Annotated in this window: 33 protein-coding genes and 2 pseudogenes; 1 reads left to right on the forward strand and 34 read right to left on the reverse strand. The window is 62.0% G+C overall.

The window, feature by feature from the left end; translation table 11 throughout:
- Positions 1-16 precede the first annotated feature (16 nt).
- Together AC1DWA_RS04955 and AC1DWA_RS04960 are read right to left on the reverse strand one after the other, a co-directional pair.
- A complete protein-coding gene (locus tag AC1DWA_RS04955; RefSeq protein WP_020906901.1) occupies positions 17-574 on the reverse strand; it encodes an NADPH-dependent FMN reductase in 558 nt (185 codons plus the stop codon).
- A 22-nt stretch (positions 575-596) separates the two neighbouring features.
- Positions 597-1175 carry a TetR/AcrR family transcriptional regulator gene (locus tag AC1DWA_RS04960; protein WP_020969046.1) on the reverse strand — a complete coding sequence of 193 codons (579 nt, stop codon included), beginning with the start codon at positions 1173-1175 and terminating at the stop codon, positions 597-599.
- Positions 1176-1232: 57 nt separating this feature from the next.
- On the opposite strand from AC1DWA_RS04960, the gene AC1DWA_RS04965 reads away from it, so the two are divergent.
- Positions 1233-2375: an acyl-CoA dehydrogenase family protein gene (locus AC1DWA_RS04965; RefSeq protein ID WP_020906899.1), complete on the forward strand. Its 1143-nt coding sequence runs from the start codon at positions 1233-1235 to the stop codon at positions 2373-2375.
- A gap of 57 nt (positions 2376-2432) precedes the next feature.
- Here the strand turns inward: AC1DWA_RS04965 and truA are convergent, their stop codons facing one another.
- The 32 genes and pseudogenes from truA to rpsJ form a co-directional block, all read right to left on the reverse strand.
- Entirely contained in the window at positions 2433-3317 is an 885-nt protein-coding gene (truA, locus tag AC1DWA_RS04970) for a tRNA pseudouridine(38-40) synthase TruA (protein WP_020969044.1), read from the reverse strand.
- 6 nt (positions 3318-3323) lie between these two features.
- On the reverse strand, positions 3324-3881 hold the full coding sequence (gene rplQ / locus AC1DWA_RS04975; protein ID WP_020906897.1) for a 50S ribosomal protein L17: 558 nt from the start codon (positions 3879-3881) through the stop codon (positions 3324-3326).
- 29 nt (positions 3882-3910) lie between these two features.
- Positions 3911-4972: a DNA-directed RNA polymerase subunit alpha gene (locus tag AC1DWA_RS04980; RefSeq protein WP_003941016.1), complete on the reverse strand. Its 1062-nt coding sequence runs from the start codon at positions 4970-4972 to the stop codon at positions 3911-3913.
- Positions 4973-5071: 99 nt separating this feature from the next.
- A pseudogene (rpsD, locus tag AC1DWA_RS04985) lies at positions 5072-5560 on the reverse strand (30S ribosomal protein S4); the annotation flags it as partial.
- Positions 5561-5582: 22 nt separating this feature from the next.
- Positions 5583-5996, reverse strand: coding sequence for a 30S ribosomal protein S11 (gene rpsK, locus AC1DWA_RS04990; RefSeq protein WP_003940683.1), 414 nt, complete (start codon positions 5994-5996; stop codon positions 5583-5585).
- The gene (gene rpsM / locus AC1DWA_RS04995; protein ID WP_003940834.1) at positions 5996-6370 is read right to left on the reverse strand and encodes a 30S ribosomal protein S13; all 375 of its coding nucleotides are present in this window, start codon (positions 6368-6370) and stop codon (positions 5996-5998) included. The genes rpsK and rpsM overlap by 1 nt, the downstream gene beginning before the upstream one ends.
- Positions 6371-6620: 250 nt before the next feature.
- A complete protein-coding gene (rpmJ, locus tag AC1DWA_RS05000; protein WP_003938068.1) occupies positions 6621-6734 on the reverse strand; it encodes a 50S ribosomal protein L36 in 114 nt (37 codons plus the stop codon).
- A gap of 90 nt (positions 6735-6824) precedes the next feature.
- On the reverse strand, positions 6825-7046 hold the full coding sequence (gene infA / locus AC1DWA_RS05005) for a translation initiation factor IF-1 (protein ID WP_003418601.1): 222 nt from the start codon (positions 7044-7046) through the stop codon (positions 6825-6827).
- Between the two features lie 313 nt (positions 7047-7359).
- On the reverse strand, positions 7360-8157 hold the full coding sequence (gene map / locus AC1DWA_RS05010) for a type I methionyl aminopeptidase (protein ID WP_003940806.1): 798 nt from the start codon (positions 8155-8157) through the stop codon (positions 7360-7362).
- Positions 8157-8702: an adenylate kinase gene (locus AC1DWA_RS05015; protein WP_003940868.1), complete on the reverse strand. Its 546-nt coding sequence runs from the start codon at positions 8700-8702 to the stop codon at positions 8157-8159. The genes map and AC1DWA_RS05015 overlap by 1 nt, the downstream gene beginning before the upstream one ends.
- Positions 8699-10018 carry a preprotein translocase subunit SecY gene (gene secY / locus AC1DWA_RS05020; protein ID WP_020906895.1) on the reverse strand — a complete coding sequence of 440 codons (1320 nt, stop codon included), beginning with the start codon at positions 10016-10018 and terminating at the stop codon, positions 8699-8701. The genes AC1DWA_RS05015 and secY overlap by 4 nt, the downstream gene beginning before the upstream one ends.
- Positions 10019-10275: 257 nt before the next feature.
- Positions 10276-10719, reverse strand: coding sequence for a 50S ribosomal protein L15 (gene rplO / locus AC1DWA_RS05025; RefSeq protein WP_477846108.1), 444 nt, complete (start codon positions 10717-10719; stop codon positions 10276-10278).
- Between the two features lie 2 nt (positions 10720-10721).
- Positions 10722-10901: a 50S ribosomal protein L30 gene (gene rpmD / locus AC1DWA_RS05030; RefSeq protein WP_003940751.1), complete on the reverse strand. Its 180-nt coding sequence runs from the start codon at positions 10899-10901 to the stop codon at positions 10722-10724.
- On the reverse strand, positions 10901-11572 hold the full coding sequence (rpsE, locus tag AC1DWA_RS05035) for a 30S ribosomal protein S5 (protein WP_003940718.1): 672 nt from the start codon (positions 11570-11572) through the stop codon (positions 10901-10903). Before rpsE ends, rpmD begins: the two co-directional genes overlap by 1 nt.
- Positions 11573-11603: 31 nt before the next feature.
- Positions 11604-12011, reverse strand: coding sequence for a 50S ribosomal protein L18 (gene rplR / locus AC1DWA_RS05040; RefSeq protein WP_003940996.1), 408 nt, complete (start codon positions 12009-12011; stop codon positions 11604-11606).
- A gap of 1 nt (position 12012) precedes the next feature.
- Positions 12013-12552, reverse strand: a complete 540-nt coding sequence (gene rplF / locus AC1DWA_RS05045; protein WP_003940970.1) for a 50S ribosomal protein L6 — start codon at positions 12550-12552, stop codon at positions 12013-12015.
- A 14-nt stretch (positions 12553-12566) separates the two neighbouring features.
- Positions 12567-12965 carry a 30S ribosomal protein S8 gene (rpsH, locus tag AC1DWA_RS05050; protein ID WP_003940873.1) on the reverse strand — a complete coding sequence of 133 codons (399 nt, stop codon included), beginning with the start codon at positions 12963-12965 and terminating at the stop codon, positions 12567-12569.
- Between the two features lie 404 nt (positions 12966-13369).
- Positions 13370-13483: pseudogene (locus AC1DWA_RS05055) on the reverse strand (uS14 family ribosomal protein); the annotation flags it as partial.
- A 4-nt stretch (positions 13484-13487) separates the two neighbouring features.
- Complete coding sequence (gene rplE / locus AC1DWA_RS05060) at positions 13488-14054, reverse strand: 50S ribosomal protein L5 (RefSeq protein ID WP_003940924.1); 567 nt, start codon at positions 14052-14054, stop codon at positions 13488-13490.
- A 1-nt stretch (position 14055) separates the two neighbouring features.
- On the reverse strand, positions 14056-14373 hold the full coding sequence (rplX, locus tag AC1DWA_RS05065; RefSeq protein WP_003941019.1) for a 50S ribosomal protein L24: 318 nt from the start codon (positions 14371-14373) through the stop codon (positions 14056-14058).
- Positions 14373-14741, reverse strand: a complete 369-nt coding sequence (rplN, locus tag AC1DWA_RS05070; protein ID WP_003940951.1) for a 50S ribosomal protein L14 — start codon at positions 14739-14741, stop codon at positions 14373-14375. The genes rplX and rplN overlap by 1 nt, the downstream gene beginning before the upstream one ends.
- 357 nt (positions 14742-15098) lie before the next feature.
- Positions 15099-15380, reverse strand: a complete 282-nt coding sequence (gene rpsQ, locus AC1DWA_RS05075; protein ID WP_003941020.1) for a 30S ribosomal protein S17 — start codon at positions 15378-15380, stop codon at positions 15099-15101.
- Positions 15377-15613, reverse strand: coding sequence for a 50S ribosomal protein L29 (gene rpmC, locus AC1DWA_RS05080; RefSeq protein WP_003940734.1), 237 nt, complete (start codon positions 15611-15613; stop codon positions 15377-15379). Before rpmC ends, rpsQ begins: the two co-directional genes overlap by 4 nt.
- Positions 15613-16029 (reverse strand): 50S ribosomal protein L16, encoded by a 417-nt coding sequence (gene rplP, locus AC1DWA_RS05085; RefSeq protein WP_003940899.1) that lies wholly within the window; start codon positions 16027-16029, stop codon positions 15613-15615. Before rplP ends, rpmC begins: the two co-directional genes overlap by 1 nt.
- Positions 16030-16032: 3 nt before the next feature.
- Positions 16033-16839, reverse strand: a complete 807-nt coding sequence (gene rpsC, locus AC1DWA_RS05090) for a 30S ribosomal protein S3 (RefSeq protein WP_003941003.1) — start codon at positions 16837-16839, stop codon at positions 16033-16035.
- A complete protein-coding gene (rplV, locus tag AC1DWA_RS05095) occupies positions 16839-17243 on the reverse strand; it encodes a 50S ribosomal protein L22 (RefSeq protein ID WP_003940717.1) in 405 nt (134 codons plus the stop codon). Before rplV ends, rpsC begins: the two co-directional genes overlap by 1 nt.
- Complete coding sequence (gene rpsS, locus AC1DWA_RS05100) at positions 17240-17521, reverse strand: 30S ribosomal protein S19 (RefSeq protein ID WP_003940820.1); 282 nt, start codon at positions 17519-17521, stop codon at positions 17240-17242. The genes rplV and rpsS overlap by 4 nt, the downstream gene beginning before the upstream one ends.
- 13 nt (positions 17522-17534) lie before the next feature.
- A complete protein-coding gene (gene rplB, locus AC1DWA_RS05105; protein WP_003940895.1) occupies positions 17535-18371 on the reverse strand; it encodes a 50S ribosomal protein L2 in 837 nt (278 codons plus the stop codon).
- 39 nt (positions 18372-18410) lie between these two features.
- Complete coding sequence (gene rplW / locus AC1DWA_RS05110) at positions 18411-18716, reverse strand: 50S ribosomal protein L23 (RefSeq protein ID WP_003940990.1); 306 nt, start codon at positions 18714-18716, stop codon at positions 18411-18413.
- Positions 18713-19387: a 50S ribosomal protein L4 gene (gene rplD, locus AC1DWA_RS05115; RefSeq protein WP_003940723.1), complete on the reverse strand. Its 675-nt coding sequence runs from the start codon at positions 19385-19387 to the stop codon at positions 18713-18715. The genes rplW and rplD overlap by 4 nt, the downstream gene beginning before the upstream one ends.
- Positions 19384-20040, reverse strand: a complete 657-nt coding sequence (gene rplC, locus AC1DWA_RS05120; protein WP_003940826.1) for a 50S ribosomal protein L3 — start codon at positions 20038-20040, stop codon at positions 19384-19386. Before rplC ends, rplD begins: the two co-directional genes overlap by 4 nt.
- A 17-nt stretch (positions 20041-20057) precedes the next feature.
- Positions 20058-20363: a 30S ribosomal protein S10 gene (gene rpsJ, locus AC1DWA_RS05125; RefSeq protein ID WP_003938093.1), complete on the reverse strand. Its 306-nt coding sequence runs from the start codon at positions 20361-20363 to the stop codon at positions 20058-20060.
- Between the last annotated feature and the right edge of the window lie 557 nt (positions 20364-20920).

The raw sequence follows: 20920 nt of genomic DNA on the forward strand, positions 1-20920 counted from the left end.
TCGCGGATGTCCAAGATCAGCCAGGATAGGGATCACTCGCACGCTGCATCCGCAATCCACTCCCCCACCAATGCAATTCACGAATCATCTTCTCGCTGGCATCGATCGCAATCGAATCGACGCCGTACGGCTCGTGTCCGAATTGCTTGCGTACCCGGTGAATGGTCACGCTTTGACGCACCGAGACCATGTGCAGCTCCGCCACTACTTGCCTCAGTTGTTCGACGGCCCGAACACCACCTGAAATCCCGCCGTAGGACACGAATCCGATCGGCTTGGCACGCCACTCGTGTTTCACGGAATCGAATGCGGTCTTGAGGGCAGCCGGGTACCCGTGGTTGTATTCGGAGGTCACAGCAACAACAGCATCGGCTCGTCCGATTCGCTGGCGGAAAACCTCCGTGGCAGGTGAATCCGAGAAATCCTGGGGCAACGACAGCTCTCTGAGGTCGATCACCGATACGTTCCACGACGGGTTCGCGGTTGCGCGCTCGACAAACCAATCCGCCACTGCTCGTCCTATTCGCCCCTCGCGGACCGAACCTACGATGACTTCGACCTTCAAAGGTGCCATGAACGTCGATGCTAGCGACTCGTCACGCAGTGATCCCGTCCGTGATGAGTGCGGCCAGTTCCCGATACGCGCTGGCATCGTCCAACCCGGTAGCCCGATAGACCGCGCGTTGCTGGATCCGAACCATTGTCGCTGCGGCCGCATCAGCGACAAATGACGCGTGTACCCGCCGGAATGCGCCCGAATCCACTCCCTCGACGATGAGCGCTCGCACACGATCCGCGGCGATCGACGTGTTCTTCTCGTAAACCTGACTCGCCGACACCGATTCAGCCAGGTCTTCCATGAATTGACGGGACGCCGCGGTCAGCTGATCACCGACTGCTTCGAGATACACCGCAACTCGACGAGTGGGTGTCGACTCGGCAGCGACGGCACTCTCCACCGCATCGGTCGCCGCACGGAAGAAGTGCACCGTCACAGCCCGCACCAGATCCTCTTTGCCGGCCGCCACGGTGTACAAGGTGCTCTTGGAGCAGTGCAGACGAGCTGAGATCTCGTCGAGCGTGAGGTGGGCGAAACCCTCGCTCAAGAACAGTTCGACCAATTGATCGAACAACTCTGCCCTGCGCGCAGTCGTCTTGTGAACCAGCCTTGCCATACGCAAGACAGTACTGCAGTATCGTTCCCAGTACTACTACCTAGCTAGGAGCCGACCGTGCCCGTCGAACGCCTGATGCCCAGCCAAGAAGCTCGCGATCTCATCGAACTGACGCGTGATGTCGCGGACAAGGTACTCGCGCCCAAGGTCAACGAATACGAGAAGGCCGAGAAGTATCCCGAAGGCGTGTTCCCCGCACTCGGACAGGCAGGCCTGCTGAGCCTTCCGTATCCCGAGGAATTCGGTGGCGGCGATCAGCCGTACGAGGTGTACCTCCAAGTCCTCGAAGAGATCGCCTCGCGCTGGGCAGCGGTTGCAGTGGCGGTGAGCGTGCACAGCCTCTCGTGCTTCCCACTGTTCACCTTCGGCACCGACGAACAGAAGGCCCGCTGGCTGCCGGACATGCTGGGCGGCAACACCATCGGCGCATACAGCCTTTCCGAAGCGCAGGCCGGATCCGACGCCGCCGCATTGTCGTGCAAGGCGACGGCCACCGACGGTGGCTACCGCATCAACGGCTCGAAGGCCTGGATCACCAACGGCGGCAAGGCAGACTTCTACAACCTCTTCGCCCGCACCAGTGACGACGGCTCTCGCGGCATCTCCTGCCTCCTGGTGGACAAGGACACCGAAGGCCTCAGCTTCGGCAAGCCCGAGGAGAAGATGGGACTGCGCGCGGTCCCCACTGCATCCGCGAATTACGACGACGCCTTCGTCCCTGACGAGCGGTTGATCGGTCAGCGCGGCCAGGGATTGCCGATCGCCTTCAGCGCGCTCGACTCCGGCCGACTCGGAATCGCTGCTGTTGCCGTCGGAATCGCTCAGGGCGCACTCGACGACGCGGTCGCCTACGCGAAGGAGCGCAAGGCATTCGGCAAGCGGATCATCGATCACCAGGGACTCGGATTCGTGCTCGCGGACATGGCGGCCGCAGTTGACTCCGCTCGCGCCACTTACCTCGATGCAGCCCGCCGCCGCGACGCCGGAGTTCCGTACTCGCGCAACGCCAGCGTCGCCAAACTCGTTGCCACCGACGCAGCAATGAAGGTCACCACCGACGCCGTTCAAGTGTTCGGCGGGTACGGCTACACCCAGGACTTCCCCGTCGAGCGCTACATGCGCGAGGCCAAGATCACGCAGATCTTCGAGGGCACCAATCAGATTCAGCGTCTGGTCATCGCGCGCCAATTGGCGGGATAGTCGTCGACGTGAAATGCCCTCCCACGCAGAGTGGGAGGGCATTTTGTATCGAGGCGGTCAGTCGCCGCAGCACCCGCCCGAAGACGGAATCTCGCGGGTTTCACGGGTAATCGCGTTGCGGGCAGCCAGTTCCGAGTAGTCGGGGTAGTCCACGCGAACCAACGAAAGTCCGTGCGCCGGCGCAACGAGGATCGAACTCGACCGCGACGTTTCGTCGAGCAAACCTGCCACCCAGTCGGCGGTGCGGCGTCCCTCACCGACCGAGAGGACTGCCCCGACAAGACTCCGGACCATCGACCAGCAGAACGCATCGGCATTCACGTACGCCGTGAACACCGTGCCCTCCTGCGCCCAGTCGAAGCGTTGCAGCTCCCGCACCGTCGTAGCGCCTTCTCGACGCTTGCAGAATGCCGCGAAGTTGTGCAGGCCCAGAAGCCGATTCGACGCTTCTTGCATCGCTGTGAGATCGAGTGGTTTGGGGTAAGACACCGTATCGCGCGCGCGTAGGGGTTCCACTCCGAATGCCGCGTTGGTCACCCGGTACTCGTAGTAGCGTCGCATCGCCGAGAAGCGCGCATCGAAGTCACCCGGAACCACCGAGATCTGTTTGACCCGAACGTCCTTGGGCAGGAAGCGTGCAAGTCTGCGCACGAGTCGCGACGGATCGTCGGGGAGCAACTCGCTCGGGACGTCGACGTGCGCTACCTGCCCCGTGGCGTGAACGCCGGCGTCCGTGCGACCGGCAACAGTCAGCTGAACCGGTTGCCGTAGTACCGTTCCCAACTTGTCTTCGATCTCACCGCACACGGTGCGCAGATCGGTTTGACGGGCCCAGCCCGAGAAGTCGGTGCCGTCGTAGGAGATGTCCAGCCGCAATCGAACGAGCCCGCCGTCCCCGATGGGGGCGGCGGGCTCGTTCGATTCAGCGTGTGCCGAAACCAAGGGGGACTAGTCCTTCTTGGCCTCTTCGGCCTCGGGAGCGTCGGCCGCAGTTGCGGTCTCGTCCTCGATGGCCTCGACGACTGCGTCAGCGTTCTCGACCTCAGCCTCGGTCGCGTCGGCCTCTACGGCCTCGACGACGTTCTCTGCGGCGGGAGCTTCCTGCGAGGACTTGACGCGACGAGCGCGGTCAGCCTCGGAGGTGACGGTCTTTTCCTTGACGAGCTCGATGATTGCCATCGGAGCGTTGTCGCCCTTGCGGGGGATCGTCTTGATGATGCGGGTGTATCCACCGTTACGGTCCGCGTAGAACGGGCCGATCTCGGCGAACAGGGTGTGAACGACATCCTTGTTGCGGATGACCTTCAGCACCTCACGACGGTGAGCCAGCGTGCCGGCCTTCGCGTGCGTGACGAGCTTCTCGGCGTAGGGGCGCAGTGCCTTGGCCTTGGACTCGGTGGTGGTGATGCGACCGTGCTCGAAGAGCGCGGTAGCCAGATTGGCGAAAATCGCCTTCTGGTGGGAAGCCGACCCGCCGAAGCGGGCACCCTTCTTGGGCTTGGGCATGATGATCTCCTAGTAAAGGACCTGAGCTGCTACAGCTGTTCGGTCTCGGCGTAGTCCTCGGTACCTTCGGCATCGCCGAAGGAACCGGCATCAGTGTCACTCCACGTTCCGGTGGCGGCGTCGTAGCCGGCAACGGTGGTGGGATCGAAGGATGCGGGGCTGTCCTTGAGGGACAGGCCGAGCGAATGCAGCTTGACCTTGACCTCGTCGATGGACTTCTGTCCGAAGTTGCGGATGTCGAGCAGATCGGACTCGGTACGGCCGACAAGCTCACCGACGGTGTGAACACCTTCGCGCTTGAGGCAGTTGTAGGAGCGGACCGTGAGGTCCAGATCCTCGATGGGGAGTCCGAAGGAAGCGATGTGATCGGCCTCGGCGGGCGAGGGTCCGATCTCGATTCCTTCTGCTTCGACGTTCAGCTCACGGGCCAGGCCGAAGAGCTCAACCAGGGTCTTGCCCGCCGAAGCGAGCGCGTCCCGTGCGGTGATGGAGTTCTTCGTTTCCACGTCGAGAACGAGCCGATCGAAGTCGGTGCGCTGTTCGACGCGAGTGGCCTCCACCTTGTAGGTGACCTTGAGCACCGGCGAGTAGATCGAGTCGACCGGGATACGGCCGATCTCTGCGCCGGACGCCTTGTTCTGGACGGCGGGGACGTAGCCACGACCGCGCTCGACAACGAGCTCGATCTCCAGCTTTCCCTTGTCGTTCAGGGTGGCGATGTGCAGATCAGGGTTGTTCACGGTGACGCCTGCCGGGGGCACGATGTCGCCTGCAGTAACAGCGCCGGGGCCCTGCTTGCGGACGTACATGGTGACCGGCTCGTCCTCTTCGGAGTTCACGACGAGGCCCTTGAGGTTCAGGATGATGTCGGTGACATCTTCCTTCACTCCCGGGACGGTGGTGAACTCGTGGAGAACGCCGTCGATACGGATGCTGGTGACAGCAGCGCCGGGGATCGACGAGAGCAGCGTGCGGCGCAGCGAATTGCCGAGCGTGTACCCGAAACCTGGCTCCAGGGGCTCGATGACGAACTTCGAGCGGTTATCAGCGATGACCTCTTCGGTCAGCGTGGGTCGCTGAGAAATGAGCATTGGTATTTCCTCCTGTACGGACGTCCACTATTTGACGCCCACGATGGGAAAGGGCCTGCGGCCCTGTGAGTGGTTGAGGAGTCCGGAGACTCCTCAACCGGGAACCGGGCGATCGCCGACGGTCTCACGCGCAACCTGGAACGGAAGCGTGGAGAGCGACTTCTCCTTGACATCGATGATGTCGTACTGCGAGACGCGGTAGCTCGGGATGTCGACCTTCTTGTTGTTCACGAGAAGGTGACCGTGCGTGACCAGCTGACGTGCCTGACGGCGCGTGCGAGCGAGGCCTGCGCGGTACACGACGTTGTCGAGACGCGACTCGAGGATGCGAAGCAGGTTCTCGCCGGTCTTGCCGGGGCGGTTGTTCGCCTCCTTGTAGTACAGGCGGAACTGCTTCTCCATGACGCCGTAGGTGAAGCGAGCCTTCTGCTTCTCCTGCAGCTGGAGCAGGTACTCGCTCTCCTTGATACGCGCGCGGCCGTGCTGTCCGGGCGGGTACGGGCGACGCTCGAATGCCTGGTCGCCTCCAACGAGGTCGACGCGCAGACGACGCGACTTGCGGGTGATGGGTCCGGTATAACGTGCCATTTTCTTCTACCTATCCTTCCCGCTATACCCGACGCCGCTTGGGCGGACGGCAGCCGTTGTGCGGCTGGGGGGTTACATCGGAAATGGTGCCGACCTCGAGGCCAGCAGCCTGGAGGGAACGGATTGCGGTCTCGCGACCGGATCCCGGTCCCTTGACGAAGACGTCAACCTTCTTGACACCGTGCTCCTGCGCCTTACGGGCAGCGCTCTCAGCAGCAAGCTGAGCGGCGAAGGGAGTCGACTTACGCGAACCCTTGAAGCCGACGTGTCCCGAAGACGCCCAGGAAATGACATTTCCGGCGGGGTCCGTGATGGACACGATGGTGTTGTTGAAGGTGCTCTTGATGTGAGCGGCGCCGTGCGGGATGTTCTTCTTATCCCTGCGACGCGTCTTCTGGGTCTTCTTCGGACCGGTGCTACGTGACTTCGGGGGCATTACTTCGCCTTCTTCTTGCCGGCAATGGTGCGCTTCGGACCCTTACGGGTACGGGCGTTGGTCTTGGTGCGCTGACCACGCACGGGCAGACCACGACGGTGGCGCAGGCCCTGGTAGCAGCCGATCTCGATCTTGCGACGGATGTCGGCCTGAACCTCGCGGCGAAGGTCACCCTCGACCTTGAGCGACTCCTCGATGTACTCGCGGAGCTTTGCCAGGTCCTCGTCCGAGAGGTCCTTGCTCCGGAGATCCGGGCTGACGCCGGTGGCGTCAAGGATTTCCTTGGAGCGGGTACGGCCGATGCCGTAGATGTATGTCAGTGCGATCTCCATACGCTTTTCGCGAGGAAGATCAACACCAGAGAGACGTGCCATGGTGGCATTTCCTTATCGGTGTGCGGAGGTCTGCTCCCAGCCCTTCCCCTGTGCCTCTTGCCGAGTACCGACGCCCGAAGGCGCAGATGATCTCATCAACTAACTCAGTGGGGCCCCGGCCTCCGTGCCGGGGGTGAACCATTGTCCGACCTTGGCGATCGGTGAACGATCGCGTGGGGTCTCGTCAACAATGGCTGGTACTGGGAGGTCTTCTTTGCTTGTTGCCAAGCAGATCTTCGAAAAGCTAGATCTAGCCCTGACGCTGCTTGTGACGCAGGTTCTCGCAGATCACCATGACTCGACCGTTACGGCGAATCACTTTGCACTTCTCGCAGATCTTCTTGACGCTCGGCTGAACCTTCACGTCTTCTGATCTCCTGTTTTGTCGCAGCCCGCCGCGATGAACCGCGGCAGACATACTTCTCCCTGACCCAGGTCAGGTCCGGGAAGTTCGTTACTTGTAGCGGTAAACGATGCGTCCGCGCGACAAATCGTAGGGCGAGAGCTCCACGACAACGCGATCTTCCGGGAGGATGCGAATGTAGTGCTGACGCATCTTTCCGCTGATGTGGGCGAGGACCTTGTGGCCATTCTCGAGCTCAATGCGGAACATCGCATTGGGCAGCGGCTCGACTACTCGTCCTTCGACCTCGATGGCCCCGTCTTTCTTAGCCATATCCTCCGCGATCCGTTTGGTTTGGCATGCTTCGTGCATCGGCTTCCGTTACATTGGCACGCAATGGAAAGATCGTCGGCACTTCGGGGGCCCGATCCCGGAGCGATCCGGGCGTAGGCACACGAACTATCGACGCGCATAGCGCACCGCCTAGCCATGTTACGCGATGTAAACGACCAGGCCAAATGCGCCTCCGGTCAGGGTGACGACGCACACCGCTCCCCCATCGAAAAAGTCCCAGCCTCGACATGAGGCTGGGACTTCTCGAACGTGAATCATGCTCGCTGCCAACACTTGTCAGCGACGGCGTCAACTACTCCGGCCGGAGTGTCAGAATCCGCGGACCGTCCTCGGTCACAGCGACAGTGTGTTCCCAGTGCGCCGCACGGGACCCGTCGGTCGTCACAACGGTCCAGTCGTCGTCGAGAATCACCGTGTCGGTGGTGCCGAGCGTGAGCATCGGCTCGATCGCGAGGCACGATCCGACAACCAGTTCAGGACCCTTACCCGGGGCGCCTTCATTGGCGAGGAACGGATCCATGTGCATTTCCCGACCGATTCCGTGTCCACCGTATCCGTCGACGATGCCGTAGGAACGACCGTGCAACTTCTCGGCGGCATGAGTACCGACCTCGATCGCGTGCGAAACATCCGTCAGACGGTTACCGGCGATCATCGCCGCGATCCCGGCTTCCATCGAAAGCCGAGTGGCTTCGCTGAGTTCCTGATCGGCGACGCTGATCTCACCGACACCGAACGTCCAGGCAGAGTCACCGTGCCAACCGTCGAGGATCGCGCCACAGTCGATGGAAACGAGGTCGCCTTCAGCCAGGATGTCCTGAGCTGAAGGGATCCCGTGAACGACGCGATCGTTGACCGAAGAGCAGATCGAACCGGTGAAGCCGTGGTACCCGAGGAACGAGGGCACGGCGCCGGCGTCACGAATGACCGATTCTGCGACCGCGTTCAATTCCAAAGTGCTGACACCGGGCTTTGCCGCAGCGCGCACCGCCACCAGCGCCGAACCCACGATCGCGCCGGCAGCAGCCATCGCGTCGAGTTCGCCCGCGGAGCGGAACGGAACAACCTTGCGTTTACGCCCGAAGACCATTACTTACCCAACGCTGCCAGTGCGCGTGCGTTGACCTCTTCGACCTCGCCGATCGCGTCGACGGAGACGATGCTGTCCTTGTAGTAATCGAACAGCGGTGACGTCTCGTCGCGGTAGACCCGGAGTCGGTTGCGGATGACGTCCTCGGTGTCGTCTGCACGACCGCGGGCGAGCATGCGCTCGACCACGATGTCCTCGTCGACAACAAAAGAGAGGACACCGTCGAGCTTGGTGTCGAGATCCTTCAAGATTCCCTCGAGTGCCTGAGCCTGTTCGACCGAGCGCGGAAATCCGTCGAGAAGGAAACCGTTTGCTGCGTCAGGTTCTGCGACGCGAGCCTTCACCATGTCGTTGGTGATCGAACTCGGTACGAGTTCGCCGGCGTCGATGTACTTCTTTGCTTCCACACCGAGAGCGGTGGCCTGACCGATGTTCGCGCGGAAGAGATCACCCGTGGAGATATGGGGAACGCCGAACTTCTCGGACAAGATAGCGGCCTGGGTGCCCTTGCCGGCACCGGGAGGACCAAGGAGGACAAGTCTCACTTGAGGAACCCTTCATAGTTACGCTGCATTAGCTGACTCTCGATCTGCTTCACGGTGTCCAGGCCGACGCTGACCATGATCAGCACCGCGGTGCCACCGAACGGCAGGTTCTGCGCGCCGCCGCCATTCCCGATGTCGAGGAACAGGTTGGGCAGAACAGCAATGGTGCCGAGGTAAATCGCACCCGGAAGGGTGATGCGACTCAGCACGTAGTTGAGGTAGTCCGCGGTCGGCTGACCTGGTCGGATACCGGGGATGAAGCCGCCGAACTTCTTCATCTCGTCGGCGCGCTCTTCGGGATTGAAGGTGATGGCGACGTAGAAGTACGTGAAGAAGACGATCAGGCCGAAGTAGATCGCGATGTACACCGGGTTGGCCGGGTTCACCAGGTAGGTGTTGATGAGGCGCTGCCACCAACTGGGGTCGACCGCTGTACTGGCCGAAGTCAGCTGTGCGATCAAGTTCGGGAGGTACAGCAGTGAAGACGCGAAGATCACCGGGATGACGCCGGCCTGGTTCACCTTCAGAGGCAGGTACGTCGAGGATCCGCCGTACATCTTGCGTCCGACCATCCGCTTTGCGTACTGAACCGGGATCCGGCGCTGACCCTGCTCGACGAAGACGACACCGGCGATGATCAACAGCGCTGCGAGGCAGACGAAGGCGAAGACCAGTGGACCGCGGCTGTCGAGAATCGACTTGCCCTCGCTCGGGATACGCGATGCGATACCGGCGAAGATGAGGAGCGACATACCGTTACCGACGCCACGTTCGGTGATGACCTCGCCGAACCACATGACCATGGCAGCACCGGCAGTCATGACCAGCACGATGATGGCAAGACCGAAGATCGACTTGTCGGCGATGATGTCGTCACAGCCCTGGAGCAACTGTCCGCGTGCCGCAAGAGCGACGATGCCGGTCGACTGCAGGATTGCCAGAGCGATGGACAGGTAACGCGTGTACTGCGTCATCTTGGCCTGACCGGACTGGCCTTCTTTTCGAAGTTCCTCGAACTTCGGGATCACCACGGTCAGCAGCTGCACGATGATGCTTGCCGTGATGTACGGCATGATGCCGATCGCAAAGATCGACATCTGCAGCAGAGCGCCACCGGAGAACAGGTTGATCAGCGAGTAGATACCTGCTGAGTCACCGGAGTTGGCGATATCGATGCACTGACGCACGCGGCCGTAGTCGACACCTGGGGACGGAATGAGAGCGCCGACCCGATACAGAGCCACCAAGCCGAGGGTGAAGAGGATCTTCCGCCTCAGGTCTGGGGTCCTGAGGGCCGAGACGAAGGCGGAAAGCAAAGATCCTCCTGGCACGACGGTAGGGAGACAGATCGTTTGACCTGTCGAACTTTTGAACTCTAACAGTGAGCATTTGGGAACTAAGCGGGCAGACCACGAAAACCGGGTAAGCCGAAGATACATTTGCCACTCGGTGACCAGAATACTGGCCCATCCGAGGCATGCACGACCAATCTGTGACAAGACCTGGTAGACGCCGATGGCCGCAGCGCAGCAAACGCTGCGCTGCGGCCATCGGACTAGCTACGCGTGATTACTCACAGCTCGGTGGCGGAACCACCGGCAGCAGCAATCTTTTCCTTGGCAGAACCGGTGAACTTGTCGGCGGTCACCTGAACGGCAACTGTCAGTTCGCCGTCGCCCAGAACCTTGACGAGCTGGTTCTTGCGGACTGCGCCCTTGGCAACGAGATCCTCGACCGTGATTGCTCCACCTTCGGGGAACAGACGGGCGATGTCGCCGACATTGACGACCTGGTACTCGGTGCGGAACGGGTTCGTGAAGCCCTTGAGCTTGGGCAGACGCATGTGAAGCGGCATCTGTCCACCCTCGAAGCCCACGCGCACGGTGTTACGTGCCTTGGTGCCCTTGGTACCGCGACCTGCGGTCTTACCACGCTTGCCGCCCTCACCGCGTCCAACACGAATCTTGTTGGACTTGGATCCCGGAGCGGGGCGCAGGTGGTGCAGTTTGATGGTCATGGTTAGACCTCCTCAACTGTTACGAGGTGGCGCACCACGTTGATCAGACCGCGGTTCTGTGCGTTGTCCTCACGAACAACGGTCTGACGGATGCCCTTGAGACCGAGCGTGCGCAGAGAATCCTTCTGGTTCTGCTTGGTCCCGATGATGCTCTTGATCTGAGTGACCTTGAGATCTGCCATTACTTCACACTCCCAGCAGCCTGTGCGCGAGCGCGAAGCATGCCGGCGGGTGCAACCTCTTCGAGGGTGAGGCCGCGGCGAGCCGCAACTTCCTCGGGACGCTGCAGACCCTTGAGCGCAGCAACGGTCGCATGCACGACGTTGATCGCGTTGTCGCTACCGAGCGACTTCGACAGGATGTCCGCGATACCAGCGCACTCCAGCACGGCGCGCACAGCGCCACCGGCGATAACACCGGTACCGGGGCTTGCCGGGCGAAGCATGACGATGCCGGCAGCAGCCTCACCCTGAACGGGGTGAGTGATGGTGTTGGCGATCATCGGGACGCGGAAGAAGCTCTTGCGAGCCTCCTCGACACCCTTCTGGATGGCCGCGGGAACTTCCTTGGCCTTTCCGTAGCCGACGCCGACCAGTCCGTTGCCGTCTCCGACGATCACCAGAGCGGTGAAGCTGAAGCGACGACCACCCTTGACGACCTTGGAAACGCGGTTGATCGTGACAACGCGCTCGATGAACTGTGACTTCTCCGCAGCGTTTCCGCCACGGCCACCGTCGCGACGGTCACGGCCGCCACCACGGTTGTCCCCACGAGCGTTGCTGTTGTCACCGCTGTTGGGGCCATTCTGTCCGGCGGGTCCGCTTCCGCCGTCACGCCTTTGACGTCCCGGCATCAGGCTGTCCTTCCGTTGAAAATGTTGGTCATCAGAACTTCAACCCGCCTTCGCGAGCCGCGTCTGCCAGGGCCGCGATGCGACCGTGGTAGCCGTGTCCGCCGTGGTCGAAGACAACTGCTTCCACGCCGGCAGCCTTGGCGCGCTCGGCGATCAGCTGACCGACCTTCGCGCTCGCAGCCTTCTTGTCGCCTTCTGCCACGCGCACGTCTGCTTCGATGGTCGACGCGGAGGCCAGGGTGTGGCCGGCCAGGTCGTCCACGAGCTGGACGTGGATGTGGCGCGAGGACCGGTTGACGACCAAGCGGGGACGCTCGGGCGTGCCGGAGACCTTCTTGCGGAGACGGAAGTGACGACGCGTCTTCGAGAGACGACGCTTGGTGGACGCATCCTTGCCCAGCGGAATCCGCTTGGCTTTCTGGTTTGCAGTCTGGCTCATATCACTTACCCGTCTTTCCGACCTTGCGGCGGATCTGCTCACCCTCGTAACGCACGCCCTTACCCTTGTACGGGTCCGGACGACGGAGACGACGGATGTTGGCCGAGATCTGCCCGACCTTCTGCTTGTCGATGCCGGACACCGAGAACCGGGTGGGCGACTCGACGACGAAGGTGATGCCTTCAGGAGCCTCGATCGGCACCGGGTGGCTGAAGCCGAGCGCGAACTCGAGGTCCTTGCCCTTCAGTGCCACACGGTAACCAACACCGTGGATCTCCATCTTCTTCGTGTAACCCTCGGTGACACCGGTGATGATGTTCGCAACCAGGGTCCGCGACAGACCGTGCAGCGCGCGGCTACGACGCTCGTCGTCGGGGCGCGTGACGCTCAGCGAGCCGTCCTCTGCCTTTTCGATTGCGATGGGCTCGGAGATGGTCAGCGCGAGGGTGCCCTTGGGACCCTTGACGGTGACATCCTGGCCGCTGATCGTGACGTCAACGCCCGCGGGGACGGTGACCGGAATCTTTCCAATACGCGACATTGTGGTGGCCTCCCTTACCAGACGTAGGCGAGGACTTCCCCGCCTACTCCTTGATTGGCCGCCTGGCGATCGGTGAGCAGACCGGACGACGTGGAGATGATGGCCACGCCGAGGCCTCCGAGGACCTTGGGCAGGTTGGTGGACTTCGCGTAAACCCGGAGACCGGGCTTGGAAACGCGACGCACGCCGGCGAGGCTACGCTCGCGGCTGGGACCGTACTTCAGATCGACGATGAGGGTCTTGCCGACCTCTGCGTCTTCGGTACGGAAATCGGAGATGTAGCCCTCGCGCTTGAGGATCTCGGCGATGTTCGCCTTGATCTTCGAGTGGGGAAGCTTCACCTCATCGTGGTACGCCGTGTTGGCGTTGCGCAGACGCGTCAAGAAGTCTGCGATGGGGTCAGTCATGGTCATAGGTCGACCTCGACACCTTTCTCGCTGTGGTTCCCATGCAACACCGGACGAATCCGATCGTGGGCCTCCAGCAATTCGGCTGGGCCGTCCGACTTGTGTCAGACGGCGTAAGTTACCGCACCGAGCTGAACGCATGCGTCAGCCACGGCAACCGCTCTAGTGTAGGGAACTTTGGCGCAGGTGTCCACCGGGATGCCACGTCGGCTCCCCCACCGCCACCCGAAGGTCGCTGATCGGGAAGGTATCGACGCACCCCGAAATCTGAACTGCTCGTTCGTCACCGAAGAACGACATCGACGAACGATGATCGCTTTCAACCAGAGTCGCAGCGCGACAGTTCTTTTCAGGATCGGCGCGATACACAACTCGATGGAAACCACGAATGGACGTGGGTTCCAAAGGAAGCCGAACTTGCGGAACACCGAGTGCGGGCGACCGCACCGCTGGCAGCGGGTGTAGGCGCGAACCGCGAACTTGGGCTTCTTGTTGGCCTTGTTGACCAATGCCTTCTTAGCCATGCGCTCAGTTCTCCTTGAACGGGAAGCCGAGGTGCTTGAGCAGTGCACGGCCTTCTTCGTTGTTGGTTGCGGTGGTCACGACGGTGATGTCCATACCGCGGGGGCGATCGATCTTGTCCACGTCGATCTCGTGGAACATCGACTGCTCGTTGAGGCCGAACGTGTAGTTGCCGTTGCCGTCGAACTGGTTGCCCGAGAGACCGCGGAAGTCGCGGATACGGGGCAGAGCGACAGACACGAGGCGGTCCAGGAACTCCCACATGCGGTCACCACGGAGGGTGACGCGTGCGCCGATGGGCATACCTTCGCGGAGCTTGAACTGCGCGATGGACTTACGTGCCTTGCGGATCTCGGGCTTCTGGCCCGTGATCAGCGACAGGTCATGGACAGCGCCGTTGATCAGCTTGGCGTCACGGGCAGCGTCGCCGACGCCCATGTTGACGACAACCTTGACCACGCCGGGGATCTGCATGACGTTCGAGTAGTCGAACTCGCTGTTGAGCGCGTCCTTGATCTCAGCGCGGTAGCGTGCCTTGAGGCGCGGCTGGACCTTGTTTTCGGTGGAGGTCATGTCAGATGTCCTTCCCGTTCTTCCGGGAAATCCGAACGCGCTTGCCGGACTCTTCGTCGGTGCGGTAGCCCACGCGGGTGGGGTTTCCGTCCGAGTCGACGACTGCAACGTTGGAAACGTGGATCGGGGCTTCCTGCGTGACGATGCCGCCGGAGGATGCTCCGCGCTCGTTCGCGGAAACCGCGGTGTGCTTCTTGATTCGGTTCACGCCTTCGACGAGGACCTTGTCGGTCGCGGGGTAGGCCTGAATGACCTTGCCCTTCGCGCCCTTGTCCTTGCCGGCGATGACCAGAACGGTGTCACCCTTGTGCACCTTCATCACAGCACCTCCGGGGCAAGCGAAACGATCTTCATGAACTTCTTCTCGCGCAGCTCACGGCCGACGGGTCCGAAGATGCGGGTTCCACGGGGATCACTGTCAGCCTTGATGAGCACTGCAGCGTTCTCGTCGAACTTGATGTAGGAACCGTCCGGACGACGGCGCTCCTTGGTCGTGCGAACGATGACGGCCTTGACGACCTCACCCTTCTTGATGTTTCCACCGGGGATTGCGTCCTTGACGGTGGCGACGATGACGTCACCGATCCCGGCGTAGCGACGTGACGAACCGCCGAGAACGCGGATGCAAAGGATTTCCTTGGCACCCGTGTTATCAGCGACGCGAACTCGCGACTCCTGCTGAATCACTTGATCTCCCTAGACCTGGAATTTCGTGCGCAACGGATTACCGACCCGGTGCGCGCGGTCATTGTTGCCACCTGCGTCGTGTCTGAGCTGCAGTCCCACCGACTGACGTCGGGAGACGATCACTGCAAGCACCGTTCGAGCTGCGCACGTGAAGACACACCTCTGCCACAGGCAACCGTTCTATTGTAGGGAAGGGTTCACCGAATACCAAATCAGCCGTACTCGACGCAACTCGAACCCTTCGCCCGGAAAGCCCCGAAAGCCCCCGGAAAGCCCCCGGAAAGCCGAATGGCCCACTCCCCCAAGGGGAAGCGGGCCATTCGGTGATACTCGATCAGCTCGAGGATTCGATCAGGCTTACTTGGCCTTTTCGAGGACCTCGACCAGACGCCAGTGCTTCGTCGCGGACAGCGGACGGGTTTCCATCAGCTGAACGCGGTCGCCGACGCCGGCAACGCCGTTCTCGTCGTGCGCCTTCACCTTGGTCGTACGGCGGATGATCTTGCCGTAGAGCTTGTGCTTGACGCGGTCTTCGAGCTCGACCACGATCGTCTTTTCCATCTTGTCGGACACGACGTATCCGACACGGACCTTACGGCTCGCGCGCTCTTCTGTGCTCACTGCTTTTTCCTCACTCATGCCGCGTCACCTGCATCCGGACCCACAGCGAGTCCGAGCTCACGCTCACGCAGGACGGTGTAGATGCGCGCGATCTCGTGACGAACGGTGCGCAGTCGTCGGTTGTTGTCCATCTGGCCGGTAGCCATCTGGAAACGAAGGTTGAAAAGCTCTTCCTTCGACTCACGGAGCCGGGTGACCAGCTCGTCTTCACTGAGCTCGCGGAGCTCTGCTGCTGGGGTTCCAGTAGCCATCAGAACTGCTCCTCTCTGGTCACGATCCGGCACTTGCACGGGAGCTTGTGCATCGCGCGGCGCAGGGCCTCACGAGCAATCTCCTCGTTGGGGTATGTCATCTCGAACAGAACGCGTCCGGGCTTGACGTTGGCAATCCACCACTCGGGCGAACCCTTACCGGAACCCATTCGGGTTTCGGCCGGCTTCTTCGTGAGGGGGCGATCCGGGAAGATGTTGATCCAGATCTTGCCGCCACGCTTGATGTGCCGAGTCATGGCGATACGAGCGGACTCGATCTGCCGGTTGGTGATGTAGGCAGGCTCGAGAGCCTGGATGCCGTAGTCACCGAAGGTCACCTGGGTACCGCCCTTGGCGGCACCCGAACGGCTCGGGTGGTGCTGCTTGCGGTGCTTGACCCGCCGTGGGATCAACATGCGTCAGCCCTCCTGATTCTGTTCAGTTGCGGGAGCATCGGCGGTTGCGGTCGCTGCGCGGCCGGCCTCGGTGCTGGTCGCAGTGGTACCGGTGGCACCGGAACGACGCGGACGGCTCGGACGCTCACGACGCGGGCGATCCCCGGCCGGTGCGGCCGTGTTGGCGGCGAGCTCACGCTTGCCACCGACGATGTCGCCCTTGTAGATCCAGACCTTGACGCCGATGCGACCGAAGGTGGTCTTGGCCTCGTAGAGGCCGTAGTCGATGTCCGCACGAAGCGTGTGCAGCGGCACACGGCCTTCGCGGTAGAACTCCGACCGGGACATCTCGGCGCCGCCGAGACGACCGGAGCACTGAACGCGGATTCCCTTGACGTTGGGCTGACGCATGGCCGACTGGATGGCCTTGCGCATTGCACGACGGAAGGCAACGCGGTTCGAGAGCTGCTCGGCCACACCCTGTGCGACGAGCTGTGCTTCAGCTTCTGCGTTCTTGACCTCGAGGATGTTCAGCTGAACCTGCTTGCCGGTCAGCTTCTCGAGCTCGGAGCGGATGCGATCGGCTTCGGCGCCGCGGCGGCCGATGACGATGCCCGGACGTGCAGTGTGGATGTCCACGCGAACACGGTCACGGGTGCGCTCGATTTCGACCTTCGCGATTCCTGCGCGCTCCATGCCGGTGGCGAGGAGCTTACGGATCGCGACGTCTTCCTTGACGTACTCCGCGTACTGCTTGTCTGCGTACCAGCGAGACTTCCAGTCGGTGGTGATGCCGAGACGGAAGCCGTGCGGGTTGATTTTCTGGCCCACTACTGAGCACTTCCCTTCCGGCGATTACGGGTCGATGTTCCGGTCTTCGGCAGGCTCTCCACGATCACGGTGATGTGACTGGTGCGCTTGCGAATACGGAACGCACGTCCCTGTGCACGCGGCTGGAACCGCTTGAGGGTCGCGCCCTCGTCCACGAACGCCGTAGCAACGACAAGCGTGCTGGGGTCGAGGTCGAGGTTGTTCTCGGCGTTGGCTGCTGCGGAGGCGATCACCTTGGCGACCGGCTCGCTCGCTGCCTGCGGCGCGAACTTCAGGATGTTCAGGGCGTCTTCAACCGAGCGCCCGCGGACCAGGTCCACAACTCGACGTGCCTTCATCGGCGTAACGCGAACGTGCTTCGCTACAGCCTTGGCAGTCGGGTTGGCGGTTTCGGTGTTGCTCATCGCCTCTTCGCCTTCCGATCATCCTTGATGTGACCCTTGAACGTGCGGGTCGGTGCAAACTCTCCGAGCTTGTGTCCGACCATGGAGTCGGAAACGAACACGGGGACGTGCTTGCGGCCGTCGTGAACTGCAAACGTGTGGCCGATGAAGTCCGGGATGATTGTCGAACGACGGGACCAGGTCTTGATGACCTGCTTGGTTCCCTTTTCGTTCTGTACATCCACCTTCGCGAGGAGGTGGTCATCGACGAACGGGCCCTTCTTAAGGCTGCGTGGCATCCTTCACTCCCTCCTAGCGCTTGTTCTTGCCGGTGCGGCGGCGACGGACGATCATCTTGTCGCTTGCCTTGTTCTTGCGGGTACGGCCTTCAGGCTTACCCCACGGGCTGACCGGGTGGCGTCCACCTGAGGTCTTGCCCTCGCCGCCACCGTGCGGGTGGTCGACCGGGTTCATAACGACACCACGAACGGTCGGGCGCTTGCCCTTCCAACGCATACGGCCGGCCTTGCCCCAGTTGATGTTCGACTGCTCGGCGTTGCCGACCTCGCCGACGGATGCGCGGCAGCGCACGTCGACGCGACGGATTTCACCGGAAGGCATACGCAGCGTGGCGTAGCTGCCTTCCTTACCGAGGAGCTGGATGCTGGCGCCTGCGGAACGAGCCATCTTGGCTCCGCCGCCGGGACGCAGTTCCACACCGTGGATGGTGGTACCAGTCGGGATGTTGCGCAGCGGCAGGTTGTTGCCCGGCTTGATGTCGGCGCCTGCACCGGACTCGACCGGTGAACCCTGCACCAGGCCCTTGGGGGCGATGATGTAGCGCTTCTCACCGTCTGCGTAATGCAGGAGTGCGATGTTTGCTGTGCGGTTGGGGTCGTACTCGATGTGAGCGACCTTTGCCGGGATGCCGTCCTTGTCGTTGCGACGGAAATCGATCAGTCGGTATGCACGCTTGTGTCCGCCACCCTTGTGACGGGTGGTGATACGACCGTGTGCGTTACGTCCACCGCGACCGTGCAGCGGGCGAACCAGCGACTTCTCGGGGGTCGACCGAGTGATCTCGGCGAAGTCCGAGACGCTCGAGCCACGACGGCCCGGTGTTGTCGGCTTGTACTTACGGATTGCCATGAGTCTTCTCGTCCTCTATGTCTCGTCAAGTCCCGGCGCTTACGCGACCGGTCCTCCGAAGATCTCGATGGGCTTGCTGTCAGCGGACAGGGTCACGAGCGCGCGCTTGGTGTCCTTGCGCTTGCCGTAACCGAATCGGGTCCGCTTACGCTTGCCCTGACGGTTGGCGGTGTTGACGCTGGTCACCTTGACGCCGAAGACCTTCTCGACGGCAATCTTGATCTGCGTCTTGTTCGAGTCCGGGTGCACCAGGAAGGTGTAGGTGCCTTCCTCGATCAGTCCGTAGGACTTCTCGGAGATGACCGGAGCGAGCAGGATGTCGCGGGGGTCAGCGATGGTGCTCACTTGGCGTCCTCCTTGTTCTGAGCGCTCTCTGCGGGCCCGTGGATGAACGCGTTGAGTGCCTCGACGCTGAACACGACATCGTCTGCATTGAGCACGTCGTAGGTGTTGAGCTGGTCGGGTGCAATGGGATGCACGCCTTCCAGGTTCTGCACGCTCTTCCAAGCGGCTACATCCTGGCGACCCACGACGAGCAGCAGCTTCTTGCGATCCGAAATCTCGCCGAGGAACGCGATTGCGCCCTTGGTCGAAGGCGTCTGCCCTGCAACCAGTTCGGTGATGACGTGGATGCGCTCGTTGCGTGCGCGGTCAGAGAGAGCTCCGCGAAGAGCGGCTGCCTTCATCTTCTTGGGGGTGCGCTGGCTGTAGTCACGCGGCTGCGGGCCGTGAACGGTTCCGCCGCCGACGAACTGCGGTGCGCGAGTCGAGCCCTGGCGTGCGCGGCCGGTGCCCTTCTGGCGGTACGGCTTCTTGCCACCGCCGCGGACGTCGCCGCGGGTCTTGGTGGAGTGGGTTCCCTGACGAGCAGCTGCGAGCTGCGCGACGACAACCTGATGGAGAAGCGCGATGTTGGCCGGAGCGTCGAAGATCTCAGCGGGGAGATCGACGGTGCCGTTGGTCTTGCCGCCGGCGACCTTGACGTCCAGGGTCAACTTGGTCTCGGTGCTGGTCATGCCCGTGCACCACCCTTCACTGCACTCTTGACGATCACGAGGCCGCCCTTGCGGCCGGGGATCGCACCCTTGATCAGCAGCAGGCCGTTCTCGGCATCCACCTTGTGGACCGAGAGGTTCTGCGTCGTGATGCGGTCGCTACCCATGCGTCCGGACATGCGCATGCCCTTGAACACGCGGCCGGGAGTTGCACAGCCACCGATGGAGCCCGGGCGGCGGTGAACAGCCTGGGTACCGTGCGACGCGCCCTGTCCCTTGAAGCCGTGACGCTTCATGGTTCCGGCGAAGCCCTTGCCCTTGCTGGTTCCGGTGACGTCGACGTATGCGCCGTCCTCGAAGACCTCGGCGGTGAGCTCCTGGCCGACCTCGTAGTCGGAGGTGTCCGCAACGCGGAGCTCCACTACGTGGCGACGCGGGGTCACACCAGCCTTGGTGAACTGGCCGGAAGTCGGCTTGTTCACCTTGCGCGGGTCGATGGCGCCGAACGCGAGCTGAACGGCGCTGTAGCCGTCACGCTCTTCGGTACGGATCTGGGTTACGACGTTCGGCCCAGCCTTCACGACGGTGACCGGGACAACCCGGTTGTTCTCGTCGAAGACCTGGGTCATGCCGAGCTTGGTGCCCAGGATTCCCTTGATCTTGGTATCAGTCATTGTTTTTGTCTCCGCCGTCACTGAATGTTCACGTCGACACTGGCCGGAAGGTCGATGCGCATGAGCGCGTCAACCGTCTTCGGCGTCGGGTCGAGAATGTCGATCAGCCGCTTGTGAGTACGCATCTCGAAGTGCTCGCGCGAGTCCTTGTACTTGTGCGGCGAGCGGATGACGCAATATACGTTCTTCTCGGTCGGCAACGGCACAGGTCCAACGACGCGGGCACCCGTACGGGTTACCGTCTCGACGATCTTGCGCGCTGACGCGTCGATCGCCTCGTGGTCGTAGGCCTTGAGCCTGATGCGGATCTTTTGTCCCGCCACGCTTAGTGTCCTTTTCTTGCCGCGTTTCGTAGCCCGCCTGGTCAGGCTCGAGCTACCTCGTCTGCACAGTCCTTGCCTGGACGATGACACGACGAACACTGAAGCGATCGGGACCAAGTCCGAAAGTTCGGAAGACCGTGTTAGCGGTAAACCGAGCATCGGATCAGATCAGGATCTGCTGCCGCTGTTCGTTTGTCATTGTTCTCCGGTACACGCGGTCGGGCGTGTCGCCTTCTCACTCATCCTGCGCCGGACAATCTTTCGATCATCTGGCGCGTGATGCGTACCGGACGTGTTCGATGTCGAACACAAAGTAGGTACTGCTTCCGTCCTGCATTACTTCTCGTCTTGCATGTCTTGCATGGTCACAGTCGTTGACCCGATTACCCTGACGGGATCTGCGATCGATCGTCTGTGACGTCTTACCCTTACCCGATCACGGCCGCAAACGACCGCGTCCCGGACAAGGCAACCCGACCAGTATGCCGTACCTAGCCCGATTCCTCAACTCCCCCGAACCAGCCTTTCCGAGTGAGCTGCGCGACAACAACCTTACT

Source organism: Rhodococcus sp. P4_F3_2 (genome assembly GCF_056401335.1).